The sequence below is a fragment of the Subtercola boreus genome, from assembly GCF_006716115.1.
Lineage (GTDB): Bacteria > Actinomycetota > Actinomycetes > Actinomycetales > Microbacteriaceae > Subtercola > Subtercola boreus.
This window is the reverse complement of the sequence record NZ_VFOO01000001.1, coordinates 2,971,956-2,986,125: the sequence shown is the minus strand read 5'-3', so window position 1 is coordinate 2,986,125 and position 14,170 is coordinate 2,971,956. Positions and strand designations below refer to the sequence as shown.

Below are 14,170 nucleotides of genomic sequence, written 5' to 3'. Positions count from 1 at the left end.
CGGGTGTCCGATGATGTCCCGCCCGATCGCCGGCCCCGCGGGGCCGAGCGGCGGAATGCGCCACCGGTTTCTTCTTCGCGATCTACTTCGATGGCCCGGCCGCGGTACCCGCTCTCCCGCGAGTCGCCGCCTGCTCAGGATGATCGCCGCCGCCGACTTCGGACGCGGCGCATCCTCGCCGCCGTGTTGATCGTCGTCGTGGTCGCCGTGTTCGTGGGCGGAACGGTGATCGCGTTGGGCGCGGTCGCGCACCAGTTCCAGGCGGGCGCGGCAGCGGCGGCGCTGCCGGGATCGACCACTTCGCCGGATCCCGGTGCCAGCGCTGCTCCGTCGGCTTCCTCAACGCCCACGTCGAGCCTCGCGCCCACCCCTTCGGTGCCCGCGGCTCCGCCCGCGCCGCCTGCGTTCGACAAGACGGCGAACTCGATCGACGACCCCAACAGCATCTGGGTCGTCGTGAACAAGCAGCGCCCGATCGCCGACGGCGCCAATTTCGAACCACCGGATCTCGTCGACCTGCCGGGCGACATGCCCGACCCGCTCGGGTACATGCTGCGGTCCGACGCCGCTGATGCCCTGCACTCGATGTTCGTCGCGGACAAGGCTGAGGTCGGAACGCAGCTGGTCGCCCAGAGCGGCTACCGCGACTACGGCGTGCAGGTGCGGGCCTATGGTCACTACGTCAGCCAGCTCGGTGTCGCCGGGGCGGACCAGACCAGTGCGCGTCCCGGCTTCAGTGAGCACCAGACCGGACTCGCCATGGACATCATGGACACCTCCAGCGGCTGCGACCTTGAGACACCCTGTTTCGGCAGCGCGCCGTCAGGCGTGTGGCTCGCGGCGAACGCCTACCGTTTCGGTTTCATCCTGCGGTACCCCGCCGACAAGACCGCGGTGACGGGTTACGAGTACGAGCCCTGGCACTTCCGCTACGTCGGAGTCGACCTCGCAACGGAGATGCACAACACCGGCGTCTCGACCCTCGAGGAGTTCTTCGGCCTCCCGGCCGCCCCCGACTACGGCGGCTGACCCCCGGCCCCCAGTCGGCTGCTCACCGTGGCAAGCACGCCCGCCGACGCCCGCAGGCGGCGGGCGCTACGCGCCCAGCGCGCCGTCGACGATGACCTTCGCCTCCGCCTGCACCTCCTTCAGGTGCTCAGCCCCGAGGAAGGACTCGGCGTAGATCTTGTACACGTCTTCGGTGCCGGAGGGGCGAGCGGCGAACCAGGCGTTCGCGGTGACGACCTTCACCCCGCCGACCGCTGCATCGTTGCCGGGTGCCCGGCTCAGTTTCGCGACAATGGCCTCGCCAGCAAGGGTCGAAGCGGGGATGTCGTTGCCGTCGAGTTTCGCCAACTGCGCCTTCTGGGCCTTCGAGGCGGCAGCGTCGATGCGCTCGTAGACGGGGTCACCGAACTCTGCGACGAGGTCGGCGTACAGCTGCGACGGCGTCTTGCCGGTGACCGCGAGGATCTCCGACGCGAGCAGCGAGAGGATGATGCCGTCTTTGTCGGTGGTCCAGACGGTGCCGTCGAAGCGGAGGAACGACGCTCCGGCCGACTCTTCACCGCCGAACGCGACGCTTCCGTCGATGAGACCGGGCACGAACCATTTGAAGCCGACCGGCACCTCCCAGAGACGTCGGCCGAGCGACGACGCGACCCGGTCGATCATTGTGGACGACACCAGCGTCTTGCCGATCGCCGCGTCGGGCCGCCACGAGGTGCGGTTGCTGTAGAGGTACTGGATCGCGACGGCGAGATAGTGGTTCGGGTTCATGATCCCGGCGTCGGGCGTCACAACACCGTGCCGGTCGGCATCCGCGTCGTTGCCGGTCGAGATGTCGTAGTCGTGCCGACGTTCCACCAGGGACGCCATGGCGTAGGGGGAGGAGCAGTCCATGCGGATCTTGCCGTCCCAGTCGAGCGTCATGAAGGCCCACTGCGGGTCGACCGTCGTATTGACGACCTCGAGGTTCAGGCCGAAGCGCTCCCCGATGAGCTCCCAGTACTCGACGCTCGCCCCGCCGAGCGGGTCTGCGCCGATGTGGATGCCCGACTTGGCGATGCGCGTGACGTCGATGACGCTCGGCAGGTCGGCGACGTAGTGCTCACGGAAGTCGTACGTGTCGCTCGGAGTCGCCTCCCCGCGGAGCACATCGACCAGCCCGGCCTCGATCAACTCGTTGGCGCGGGCGGCGATCCACCCGGTCGCATCCGAGTCGGCCGGCCCGCCGTGCGGCGGGTTGTATTTGAAGCCGCCGTCGCGGGGCGGGTTGTGGCTCGGCGTGATGACGATGCCGTCGGCCTGGTCGGAGTGCCCCGATGCGGCGTTGTTGTAACGCAGGATCGCGTGGGACACCGCCGGAGTCGGCGTGTAACTGTCCCTCGAATCCGTCCACACCGTCACGTTGTTGGCGTTCAGTACCTCGAGGGCGGTGTCTTCGGCGGGCTTCGACAGCCCGTGGGTGTCGCGGCCGATGAAGAGCGGCCCCGTGATTCCCTGCAGCGCCCGGTACTCCACGATCGCCTGCGTGATCGCGAGGATGTGGTTCTCGTTGAATGCCGTGTCGAGCGACGAGCCGCGATGGCCGCTCGTGCCGAAGATCACCTTCTGCTCAGGGTTCGTCACATCGGGCTTCAACTCGTAGTACGCCGACACCAGGGCATCGACATCGACAAGGTCTTCGGGGAGGGCCTGCAGCCCGGCGCGCTCGTTCATGCCTTCATCTTGGCATTCGGCGGCTCCGCCCGGCGAGCACTTGCCTGATCTGTGCAAAAGTGGTCTTCCCCTCCGCTTGTGGAGGAGAAGACCACCGTGCCGCCGGGGCGCTGTCGGCTACTCGACGACGTGGATGGTGACGGTTGCCGTATCGGTGCCCTGCCCGTGAGCCGCGGCCAGTTTGTACTCGAAGGTGAGGTCGCCCGTGAAGTGGCGGCCCGGCTCGATCGTGAGTTCCCCGTGATCGCCGATCCGGATCGCGCCGTCAGCCTCGACACCGTTGCTGACCACGGTCCATGCGGCGGCGCCGCCCGGGAACATGTCATTCGCCATGAGGCCGTGTGCGGCATCCAGAGTCGTGCGCTCCTCCATCTTCACCGTGTACTCGTCGTCGACGGGTGCGGCCTTGTCGACAACGTTCACGGTGATCGGGATCGGGGCGCTCGCGATGCCACCCTCATTGCGGGCCATCAGGTAGATGGTCTCTTCGCCGCGGAAGGCCTCGTTGGCAGGCACGTACCGGATCTGGTCGCCCGACACGCTGAGCTTCTTGATGTCGCGCCCGGCCGGCACCCAGACGTCGAGCGTCGAGTCCGACGCGACCGAGCAGTGCAGCCCCTCGAGAACCGTGGGCTGCGACCCGCCGACCGCGATCGGGTTGCCGTCGGCCGTGTCCGGCGTCGTGCACACCGGTGCTTCCGGGGTCACCGACACCTCAGAGCGGGAGGATGCGTCATTGGCGGTCGCAGTGACACCGACACCTCGGTATCCGTCGATCGTGAAATGCAGCGTCGCAGTCTGAACGTCGCCCGCATTCATGTGTGGCACCAGGTAGTTGATCGTCGACGCGTCGTTGGAGGGGAACCGGATCCAATCGGACGGCACTTTGCCTTCCACAGGATCCTTCAACCCGTCCAAGTGGAGACGCACCACGCTGGAGCCGGCGGTGTCGGCCCACACCGTAGCCGTGTAGTCGGCCCGGCCGCCCTTCGTGACGACCGATCCGGGTGAAATCGTCGAAGACACTGACGCTGAGCCTGCTGGTTCGAGTGCCGCATTGACGGCCTCGGTCGTGAGAAATCCCCGCGACATCCCGATGTAGGAGCCTCCGTTGCCTGCCCCTTTGCCATCCGTGTTGTACCAGAAGACGTCCGGCGTGTTGAGTTCGCCATTGTTGCCGTATGTGTAGATCGCCTCGGCGATGAATTTCGGAAAGACAACTGTGGTCTTGAAACACTGCAGCACACTCATGCAGTTCACGGTGTCATCCTCGGTCCAGCTGAGGACGCTTCCGCGATGAGCCTCATCCTTGAGCTGCTTCAAGGTTGAGCCGGCGATGCCGGGCGCGGGAGTCTTGTCGGTCGCCCGCGCACAGAGGTTAGATCCGTTCACGGATGGGGTGCAGTCGTAGTTGGCATCAGACGTCGGAAACAGCAGCGGATTGTTGAGCACCTCCCAGGCGCTCATGTCCTTCGTGTCGGTGTATCGCGTTCGGTCATACCCCCACGTCGGTCCCCCCTCGGGTGTGCCCGAGGTGCCGCCCCCTGATGAGCCTTTGTAGCCACAGCCATAGTCCGGCTGGAGCCCTCCGATCACGTCGCTTCCACGCTTGCAGGCGAGGGGCCGATGATTCAGCTGGCGCGACGCGGCCGACGCCGACATCCCGCCCCCAATCGCAACCACCCCGGACCCGAGCAGCAAGGCGACCGCCGCCCCCGCCAACAACTTTGCCAACTTCATTGCGCCATTCCTTTTCAACGTGTGCCCCAGACGGGGGAGCAAGTGCCGGATGGATTCCGGGTTCCTACGAGGAGAGAGTGGGCCGCACGCGTTCCATTACGCCGATTCGACAGAATCTCAGGCAAATGCCCGGCGCACTAGGCTCGGAACATGCCAGACAGCCCGCCCGCAACACGCACCTACAGCTACCTCGGCCCCACCGGCACCTTCACCGAGGCGGCTCTCGCCCAGGTTCCGGAGGCCGCGGGCCAGGTGTGGAAGAGCGTCAATAACGTGGGGGAGGCGTTCGACGACGTGACGTCAGGTCGCAGTGTCGCCGCGATGATCGCGATCGAGAACTCCGTCGAGGGCGGTGTGAGCGCCACGCAGGACGCGCTGGCGAGCATCCCGAACCTCCGCATCGTCGGCGAATACCTGGTCAGGGTGCAGTTCGCGCTCGTCGCCCGGCCCGGGATCGAGTTGAAGGACGTGAACGTCGTCAACGCACATCCGGTCGCCTACGCCCAGTGCCGCGGCTGGCTGGAGGCGAACCTGCCGGCGCACGGGCACATTCCGTCGACCTCGAACGTCGCCAGCGCGCTCGCCCTGTTCGAGAACGATCTCGCGGATGCCGCGATCGCCCCGCCCCGCATCGTCGACCACCACGAACTGAACGTGCTGGCCGAGAACATCGGCGACAACCAGAACGCGGTCACCCGGTTCGTGCTCGTCAGCCGCACGAACAGGCTGCCCGAGCCGACCGGCGCGGACAAGACCAGCATCATCGCTGAGCTCCCGGCCGACCGCTCGGGCGCTCTACTCGAACTGCTCGAACAGTTCTCGACCCGGGGCGTGAACCTGAGCCTGCTGCAGTCCCGTCCGATCGGCGATGCTCTCGGGCGCTACCGGTTCATCATCGACGCTGACGGTCACATCCTCGACGAGCGGGTCGCGGATGCCCTGCTGGGCGTTCGCCGGTTCAGCCCGCGTGTGATCTTCCTCGGCTCGTATCCGCGTGCCGACCGGGCGCAGGTGGAATATGTGGACCGGTACGACGACGGGGTGTTCATCGAGGCGCGCGACTGGCTGCGGTCGCTGGTGAGCGGCGAACCCGGAGCCTAGACCCGCACCTTCAGGGCGCCGGGGTCGACGCGGATGTGCAGCTCGGATGCCGCGCCGAACTCGTCGCCGTCGAGCTGGATCTCCTGCGGCGACTCGAGTTTCAGCCGCAGGTCGGTGCCCTGCGCGTAGACCACGTCTTTGACCTCGGGCGAGATCTCGATGAGCCGCCGCCCGGCCGCGGACTTCGCCAGCACACCGTTCTCGAGGGTGACCTTGTTCCAGGCGCGGATCCAGCCGAACGGCCCCTGCGGTCGCAGCGCCATGAAGTCGAGCACCCCGTCGTCGGGTTTCGCGTCGGGCATCAGCAGGATGCCGCCGGGGAGCAGCCCGCAGTTGCCGGCCATCACCGAATGCGACGAGACGGAGCGCCACGGCTCCTCGCCGTCGATCGACACGTCCATCTTGATGGAGTGCAGCTCAGGGAGCGCGCGAATGCCGCCGTCGACGTAAGCGAGCCAACCGACAGCCTTCTTGAGCTTCGAGTTGGTGTTCGCGATCATCTTGGCGTCGATCCCGAGCCCGGCGATGACCAGGAACACGTGAGTGGATGTCTCGGCGGAACCCGGCCGGCCGATCTCGATCACCCCCACGTCGATATTGCGGTCGTAGCCCGTGAACATCAGGCCGATGCCCTCGTCGAAGTCCATCGTGAGGTCGAGGTTCCGCGCGAGGAGGTTGCCGGTGCCCGACGGCAGGAGGGCGAGGGGAACGCCTGATCCGCGGAGCGCCTCGGCCACGGCGCGCACGGTGCCGTCACCGCCCGCGGCCATGACGACATCCGCCCCGTCGGCGATCGCTGTCGCGGTGACGAGCTGTCCGGCATCCTCGACAGTCGTCTCGTACCAGAGCGTCTCGCCCCAACCGGAGGCTTTCGCCTGACGTCCGACAGCCTCACGCAGCTTCGCGGCGTCGACCTTGATCGGATTGAACACAACGGCCGCGCGCTTGGCTGCTGACGCGGCCGACGCCTCTCCTGCGGGATGCTCTGCGACGGCCACAAGTCATAGGGTAGGGCATCGCTAAGATTGTGCAGGTGATCGATCCAGTACTCCTGCGCGAGAATCCCGACCTCATCCGCCAGTCCCAGGCTGCCCGAGGCGATTCGGTCGAGCTCGTCGACGCTGCGCTGGCCGCGGATTCCGAGCGTCGCACCGCCATCGGCGAGTACGACAACCTCCGTGCCTCGCAGAACCTCTTCGGCAAGCGGGTCGCCGCCGCACCCAAAGACGAGAAGAAGGCGCTGGTCGCCGAGGCGCAGTCGCTTGCCGCGAGCGTCAAAGAGGCGAACCAGCGGGTGCAGGATGCCGAACTGAGCTTCAGCGAGCTCGTCGGCGCCATCGCCAACCCCGTGCTGCCGGGCGTACCGTCGGGTGGCGAGGAGAACTTCATCACGCTGCGCGAGGTCGGCGAACGCCCGACGTTCGACTTCGAACCGCGAGACCACGTCGAGATCGCAGAGCTGGTCGGAGCCTTCGACCTCACCCGCGGGGCGAAGGTCAGCGGAGCGCGCTTCTACTTCCTCACCGGCATCGGTGCGCGCCTCGAACTCGCGTTGATGAACCTGGCGCTGCAGAAGGCGCTCGACGCGGGCTTCACCCCCATGATCACGCCGACGCTGGTGCGCCCCGAGATCATGCGCGGCACCGGCTTCCTCGGCGAGCACGCCGACGAGATCTACTACCTCCCGGCCGACGACCTCTACCTCACGGGAACCAGCGAGGTGGCGCTCGCGGGATTCCACTCCGACGAGATCCTCGACCTGACCGACGGGCCGTACCGGTACGCCGGCTGGTCGACCTGCTACCGCCGTGAGGCGGGCTCTGGCGGAAGGGACACCCGCGGCATCCTGCGCGTTCACCAGTTCAACAAGCTGGAGATGTTTTCGTACGTGTTGCCCGAAGACGCCGAGGCCGAACATCTGCGTCTGCTGGGGTACCAGGAGGAGTTGCTCACCTCGCTCGGCCTCAACTACCGCGTCATCGACGTGGCGGCCGGCGACCTCGGCTCCTCGGCGGCGCGCAAGTACGACATCGAGGCGTGGGTGCCGACGCAGGGCACGTTCCGCGAGCTGACGTCGACGTCGAACTGCACCACGTACCAGGCGCGGCGACTGGATACCCGTTACCGCACGGAATCGGGCAAGACGGCCCCCGTGGCGACGCTGAACGGCACGCTCGCGACGACCCGGTGGATCGTGGCCATCCTCGAGACGCACCAGCAGGCGGACGGGTCCGTGCGCGTGCCGGAGGTGCTGCGACCCTATCTCGGCGGCCTCGAGGTCATCGAACCGCTGAACGGGCGCCGCCCGTGAGCGCCGGCCCCGACATCCCGTTCGACGACGCAGACGAGGCGGCCGCCGAGGTCGAAGCAGGCGATGTGCCGATGGTCGACGACACCGTCGTGGCCAGCGCGCACCCCGAGCGGGCCGATTTCGCAGCACGCCCGGGGCAGATCGACCTGCCCCGTGACGCGGTGGAGGACGCCCCGGGTTCTGCCGGTCATCCGGAGACCAACCCCACGAACGTCGACCGCTGGCTCGTCGCGCTCGACATCGACGGCACGGTGCTGCATGAAGACGGGTCGATCTCCGACGGCGTGATCGACCAGATCGCGCGCCTCACCGGCCTCGGCCACGAGGTGATGCTCGCCACCGGCCGTTCGGTCGCTGCGACGCTGCCCATCCTCGACCTGCTCGGTATCACGCCGACCTACGTGGTCTGCTCGAACGGTGCCATCACTCTGCAGCGTGACACGGATGCTCCGCTCGGCTATCGGCGCGAGATCGTCGAGACGTTCAATCCCGGTGCGGTGCTGACGCAGATCCGCTCGCACCTGGCGAACGGGCAGTATGCGGTCGAGGATGCGGAAGGCTACTTCCGCTACACCGGTGAGTTCCCGGATGCCGCACGGAACATCGGCGGCGAGGCCGTCTCGTTCGAAGACCTGCTCGACGTCGAGGCGACCCGGGTGGTCGTGATCTCGCCCGGACACGACATGGAGGACTTCCTCGCGATCGTCGAGACCATGGGCCTGCACCGCGTCTCGTACTCGGTCGGCTGGACCGCGTGGCTCGACATCGCGCCCGACGGCGTCAACAAGTCGACAGCGCTCGAGCGCGTGCGGCAGTTGCTCGGCATCCCGGCCTCGCGGGTGCTCGTGGCCGGCGACGGGCGCAACGACATCGAGATGCTGACGTGGGCTGCGGTCTCAGGGCGTGCTGTCGCCATGGGGCAGGCACCCGATGACGTAAAGGCTGCGGCCTCGGAGGTGACGTCGTCGATCGACGATGACGGGCTGGCGAAGGCGCTCGCGACGCTCGACTGACCGGTCGGTTCTGCCGAATTGCGGATTGCTCAGTTAATGAGCTAATCTCACCTGCATGAACCGGATTCCCCTTATTGCCGTCCCTGCGCTCTGCGCGTTGTTGCTCGTCGGCGGAGCTTCTGCCTCTGCTGTGACCGGTACCCCGGTCGTGACCGATCCGCTGGTGACGCTGGCCGGTTCGGCGCCCACGGCGGTCGTGCCTGCCGCCAACGGTGGGTTCTTCGCCCTCAACAGCGGGCTCGACAGCGTGATCGAGTACAACGCGGCCGGCCAGCAGGTCGGGGCGAAGGCCACGGCGCTGCTTCCGGTCGGGTCGAAGTCGAGTGCGATGGTGAGCGACCTGTTCGGGTCGCTCTACGTGGCGAACCCCGGTGGGGCCAAGCCTTCGGTGTCTCGGGTCGACATCAAGACCGGCGCGATCACACCCTTCTCGCTGCCGGCGGCGGATGTGCCCGTCTCGCTGGCGATCAGTTCCACACGTGACGTCTTCGTGACGAAGAAGAACGACGAGGTGACGCGCATCACTCCGGCCGACGTGGTGACCCTGGCGTTCGCCAAACTTCCGGCCGGATCCGACCCACGGGGAGTGGTCACGGATGCTGCTGGCAACGTCTACACGGCCAACCATGGCAGCAATACGATCTCGAAGATCACTCCGATGGGCGACGTCTCTGTGTACGCGACCCTCGGCGCGGGCGCTGGTCCGACCGGTCTCGCCATCACGCCAAAGGGGATCCTCTGGGTGTCGGACGAGGTCAGCGACACAGTCCTGTCGTTCGACACGTCGAAGCCGGCAAACACACCGCCTCTCGGCACCTTTAACCTTCCGCCCGCCGCGCACCCGGTCGCGCTGCGGGTCGACGAGTTTGACAATCTCTTCGTTGCCGACTCGGGCACCAATGCCATCAGCGTGATCGTTCCCGGGAATCCGAAGCCGCAACCCGTCACGGGCGTGAGTTCCTCTCCGGTGGCGCTGGCGATCTCGAGCGACAACAAGCTCCTCGTTGCGAGCAAGGATGGCAATGCGATCTCGTCGATCAGCCTGGAGACCAAGATCGGCACCTCGACCATCGGGCCGCTGACGGTGGGGACAGCGTTCGCGGGTACGGCCACGGCGACCGGCGTCGGCGACATCACGTTCTCATCCCCTGACCTCCCGGCGTGGCTCAAGCTCGACCCCTCGACGGGTGCGCTCACAGGCACGCCCACCGCGTCGGGCGCATCGTCGTTCACGCTCCGCGCCCTGTCGAGCGTCGGCAGAAGCGACGCCCGCACGGTGACGTTCGACGTTGCCGCTGCGGTCGTCACCCCGACACCGACTCCGACGCCCGCACCCACCACGGGTGGCGGCACGGGTGGCCAGGGTGCGGGCACCGGTTCGGGTTCAGGTTCCTCAGGCCCGGGTTCGGCTGGTTCGGGCGGCCACGGCACCGGTTCGCTGGCCAGCACCGGCGCCGATGATGTGGCTCCGTGGGGTCTCGCGGGTTCCGTCCTGACGTTCCTCGGCCTCGGAGCGCTCGTGCTGTCCTCTCGTCGCCGCGCCCGAAGCGAAGCGTGAGAGTCCTGTTGCGGTCGGGCTTACGCGCCGACTGCAAGAGGGAACAGTTCGGGCCCGGTGGAGCTTCCTCGCTCGGCGCAGGGCTCGGTTACACTGGGGAAGCCGAAACGCGCTGAGCGTGCGACGGCAGGGAGGGCTGTCCGAGCGGCCGATGGAGCCAGTCTTGAAAACTGGTGGGCAGAAATGTCTCGCGAGTTCGAATCTCGCGCCCTCCGCGGAAGAAATTCCGTCGAAGTGACGACGGCTGGGCTCGTTCAGCCTGACGATGCTGGCCTGGAGCGATTGGCCGGCGGCTGAGCCGGGCTAGGCGTCGTTGCCCGCGAGCAGCGTGCTGAAGAGCTGACTGAGCGGGCCAGCCAGGTCTGCGGCACCCGCGGAGGCGACCGGCTCGACGGCCGCTGAGGTGCGCAGCATCACCACGCCGAGCATCGTCGCGATCGCGAGCTGCGCGCGCAACAGAATGGGCGCGGAAGCGGGATCGTCGGCGTTCCAGCCGGCCGCCATCGCGAGCCGCCGCGTGAAGTGTTCGAGGGTGCGACGACGGATCCGGTCCGCGTTCTCGTCTCCCGAGGAACGCAGCAGCAGGAGCAGTTGCAGGGGGTCGTCGCCGTTCGGGGCGTTCACCGCGTGCTCGACGAGCCGCGCGACGACCCAGTCGATGTCGGAGGTGCGTGCGGGGGTCTGGGTGTCGAGCTCGTCAGAGGTGCGAAGCATGCAGGCCTCGAAGAGGCCCTCCTTCGACACGAAGTAACGGTTGATCAGGGCGACGTTCACGCCGGCATCCGCAGCGATCTGGCGCACCGTCGCCGCGCGGTACCCGTCGGTTGCGAAGCGTCTCCGGGCGGCGCGCACGAGGGCTCGCCGAGTGGCGGCGGAGTCCCTGCCCGACCGCACCAGGTCGTCATCAGCGTCGGTTGTGACGCCCAGCCGCTCACGCGACGTCGTCGTCTCGTTCTGAGTAGTCATATCTCGCTTTCCGCGGGCAATGCTACCGGCTCAGCGAGATAAGTAAACCTTTGTTGACACGACGCAACCGATCGGTGATACTCGTCAAGTCAGCAAGTGCTTACATCACGAGGAGAAGAATGTCCGTCTTGACCCAGAACCCGGCCACGGGTTCGATTCCGACCGCAAAGGTGCCGCGCAAGCGCGGCACCGCGATCATCCTGTTCCTCTCGCTCGGCGGCCTCTCGTTCGCCGTGCTGCAGTCCCTCGTCGCTCCCGCGCTCGGCACGATCGGCGCCGACCTCGGCGTCGCGACCACCGATGCCAGCTGGGTGCTGACCGCCTACCTGCTCTCCGCCAGCGTGCTGACTCCGATCCTCGGCCGACTCGGTGACATGGTCGGAAAGCGCCGGGTCATCATCGTCGTTCTCGCGCTGCTGCTGGTCGGAACGGTGTTGGCGGCCCTCGCGCCGAACCTGGGTGTGCTGATCGTGGCGCGGGTGCTGCAGGGAGCGGCTGGCGCGGTGATGCCCCTCTCGATCGGCATCGTGCGTGACGAGCTGCCGAAGGAGCGCGTCAGCGTCACCATCGGTCTGCTCTCCGCGATCTTCGGCATCGGGGCGGGCGTCGGCATCGTCGCCGCCGGGCCCATCGTCGAGGCGCTGTCGTGGCACTGGCTGTTCTGGCTCCCGGCGGTGCTTGTCGCGATCGCGCTGCTCGGTGCGATCTTCGGCATTCCCGAGTCGCCGGTGCGCACACCCGGCCGGCTCGATCTGATCGGCACGGCCATCCTCTCGGTCGGCCTCGTTTCGCTGCTGCTGGCGATCGGTGAGGGCCAGAAGTGGGGCTGGGGCGACTTCAAGACGGTCGGCCTGCTCATCCTCGGAGCGGTCGCGCTCGTGGTGTTCGTGCTGGTCGAGCTCCGCGTCAAGGAGCCGCTGATCGACATGCGCCTCTTCAAGCACCGCGGTGTGTGGACCGCGCACATCGTCGCCCTGGCCTTCGGTTTCGCGATGTTCGGCACGTTCATCCTCGTGCCGACCCTGCTGCAGCTTCCGACGGTGCTCGGCTACGGGTTCGGCAAGTCGGTCAGCGAGGCGGGTCTCTACCTGCTGCCGACCGTCGTCGCCATGGTGGTCTCCGGTGTGGTCGCCGGCATCCTGATCCGCCGGATCGGGCCGAAGATCCCGATGATCGTCGGCGGAATCGCGGTGACCATCGCGTTCTTGATCCCCGCGCTCGGTCACGCGGAGACGTGGCAGATCCTCGTCTCGGGCATCCTCACGGGCATCGGCATCGGGATGGCGCTCGCCGCGACCTCCAACGCGATCGTCGAGAGTGTGCCGGCCGCGCAGACGGGTGAGGCGATCAGCGCGAACACGGTCATCCGCACCGTCGGCAGCAGTGTCGGAACGGCCGTCATCGCTGCGCTCATCTCGAGTAACGTCACCGCGCAGGGTGCGCCCACCGACGCCGCCTTCACGATCGGGTTCTGGGCCTCGGCAGGCGTGGGAGTGCTGGCGATCATCGCCGCGATCGTCGCCCCGTCGGTTCGTGCGCGCCGCACGGAGGCCGCTGCGGCCGGGGTGGATGACTTCGCAGAACTCGGAGCGCCGGAGAAGTAGCCGGGCGGCCCGCGCCGGGTATGCGCCGGGTCGATGCCGGGCGGCGAGTCGTAGACTTGCCGTCTGGTGTCAGCGCAGACCGGGACGGGAGGGCCGAGAGATGGGCGTGGCCCTGCATTTCGCGACGCGCGATGTCCACGCGACCGAACGCGTCGCGCTCTGGGAGCAGCACAACGCCCGGGCCCTGCTCAGCCTGCAGTGTCGAACCCTGGACGACGAGCCGCTCGACGCCACCGAAGCGAATGTCGATCTCGGCTCCCTCAGCTGTGCCCGGGTGACGGCGACGCCACACGTGGTCGAGCGCACCGCCCGTGAGATCAGGACGAGCGAAACCGACGGTCTCGCCCTCTACTTCACGCTCCGGGGCGAGTCGTTCTTCTACCAGCGCGACGGCGTGCACGTTCTGCGGCCGGGCACTCTCCTCATCTGCGATGTGAACCAGCCGTTCATGAGGGGTTTCGCCGGCGGGCTCGAAGAGTTGGTGCTCCGCGTGCCCCGTCGCCTGCTCGACACCCTCGGCGGTGGCGGCCCGGTCGGCCGCGGGCCGGCCACGATGGACTTCTCGTCCCGGGCGACGGCCCGCCCCACCGCGCACACGCTCGCCGCGCTGGTGTCGTCCGCGATGAGAACCCAGACAGTGGATGTCTCGGGCAGGGCTGCTCCTGACGCAGTCGGTTCTGCCGCTGTCGGTCCCGCCGCCGACGTCGAGCAGCGTGCCATCGACCTGCTCCGCTCGATCCTGGCGAACGACGACCTGCACGGTCTGGCCGCCGTTCGGAGTGCCGCCCAGGCCGCTCTCGGCCGTCGCCTCCGCGACCCGCGGGTGTCGGTGCGGCACATCGCCGACGACATCGGCGTCAGCGAGCGGCAGTTGTCCCGGGCCTTCGCCGAGACCGGGACAGGGCCCGCCCGGGTTCTTCTCGAACTGCGCCTGGAGCTCGCCGACCGAACGCTGCGCGACCCCGCGTCGACGCTGTCGACCGTCGGCGAAGTGGCGGCCGCGTGCGGCTTCTCCTCCCACTCGCACTTCACGCGCGTCTACCGGGACCGTTTCGGCATGACTCCCGCCCAGGTGCGCGCAACTCGCGCGGATCCACGCTGACACCAATCGGGTGGGCGATTTGGGCCCCAAAACACGCCTTTCAGGGCCCAAACT

11 protein-coding genes and 1 tRNA gene are annotated in these 14,170 nt (G+C 67.6%); 8 read left to right on the top strand and 4 right to left on the bottom strand.

The genetic code is table 11. The features are described 5' to 3' along the window. Positions 1–90: 90 nt before the first annotated feature. Positions 91–1,029, top strand: a complete 939-nt coding sequence (locus FB464_RS13970) for a M15 family metallopeptidase (protein WP_116413311.1) — start codon at positions 91–93, stop codon at positions 1,027–1,029. 66 nt (positions 1,030–1,095) lie between these two features. Here the strand turns inward: FB464_RS13970 and pgm are convergent, their stop codons facing one another. Beyond that, positions 1,096–2,721 (bottom strand): phosphoglucomutase (alpha-D-glucose-1,6-bisphosphate-dependent), encoded by a 1,626-nt coding sequence (gene pgm / locus FB464_RS13965; RefSeq protein WP_116413312.1) that lies wholly within the window; start codon positions 2,719–2,721, stop codon positions 1,096–1,098. A gap of 117 nt (positions 2,722–2,838) precedes the next feature. Continuing rightward, positions 2,839–4,188: an Ig-like domain-containing protein gene (locus FB464_RS13960; protein WP_116413313.1), complete on the bottom strand. Its 1,350-nt coding sequence runs from the start codon at positions 4,186–4,188 to the stop codon at positions 2,839–2,841. A gap of 423 nt (positions 4,189–4,611) precedes the next feature. On the opposite strand from FB464_RS13960, the gene pheA reads away from it, so the two are divergent. Further along, complete coding sequence (gene pheA, locus FB464_RS13955; RefSeq protein WP_116413314.1) at positions 4,612–5,562, top strand: prephenate dehydratase; 951 nt, start codon at positions 4,612–4,614, stop codon at positions 5,560–5,562. Here pheA and FB464_RS13950 read toward each other — a convergent pair. After that, positions 5,559–6,560 carry a diacylglycerol/lipid kinase family protein gene (locus tag FB464_RS13950; RefSeq protein WP_116413315.1) on the bottom strand — a complete coding sequence of 334 codons (1,002 nt, stop codon included), beginning with the start codon at positions 6,558–6,560 and terminating at the stop codon, positions 5,559–5,561. The two genes, pheA and FB464_RS13950, sit on opposite strands and share 4 nt — an antisense overlap. A gap of 35 nt (positions 6,561–6,595) precedes the next feature. Between FB464_RS13950 and serS the strand changes: the two genes are divergently transcribed. The 4 genes from serS (at position 6,596) to FB464_RS13930 (ending at position 10,659) form a co-directional block, all read left to right on the top strand. After that, entirely contained in the window at positions 6,596–7,873 is a 1,278-nt protein-coding gene (serS, locus tag FB464_RS13945; protein WP_116413316.1) for a serine--tRNA ligase, read from the top strand. Further along, the gene (locus tag FB464_RS13940; protein ID WP_342780719.1) at positions 7,870–8,886 is read left to right on the top strand and encodes an HAD family hydrolase; all 1,017 of its coding nucleotides are present in this window, start codon (positions 7,870–7,872) and stop codon (positions 8,884–8,886) included. The genes serS and FB464_RS13940 overlap by 4 nt, the downstream gene beginning before the upstream one ends. A gap of 55 nt (positions 8,887–8,941) precedes the next feature. Beyond that, positions 8,942–10,444, top strand: coding sequence for a putative Ig domain-containing protein (locus FB464_RS13935; RefSeq protein ID WP_116413317.1), 1,503 nt, complete (start codon positions 8,942–8,944; stop codon positions 10,442–10,444). 130 nt (positions 10,445–10,574) lie between these two features. Further along, positions 10,575–10,659 (top strand) — tRNA-Ser (locus FB464_RS13930). Positions 10,660–10,747: 88 nt separating this feature from the next. Here FB464_RS13930 and FB464_RS20470 read toward each other — a convergent pair. Next, positions 10,748–11,410 (bottom strand): TetR/AcrR family transcriptional regulator, encoded by a 663-nt coding sequence (locus tag FB464_RS20470; RefSeq protein WP_116413318.1) that lies wholly within the window; start codon positions 11,408–11,410, stop codon positions 10,748–10,750. Positions 11,411–11,529: 119 nt separating this feature from the next. On the opposite strand from FB464_RS20470, the gene FB464_RS13920 reads away from it, so the two are divergent. Continuing rightward, entirely contained in the window at positions 11,530–13,014 is a 1,485-nt protein-coding gene (locus FB464_RS13920; RefSeq protein WP_116413319.1) for an MFS transporter, read from the top strand. Positions 13,015–13,120: 106 nt separating this feature from the next. After that, the gene (locus FB464_RS13915) at positions 13,121–14,116 is read left to right on the top strand and encodes a helix-turn-helix domain-containing protein (protein ID WP_170151827.1); all 996 of its coding nucleotides are present in this window, start codon (positions 13,121–13,123) and stop codon (positions 14,114–14,116) included. Positions 14,117–14,170: the final 54 nt, after the last annotated feature.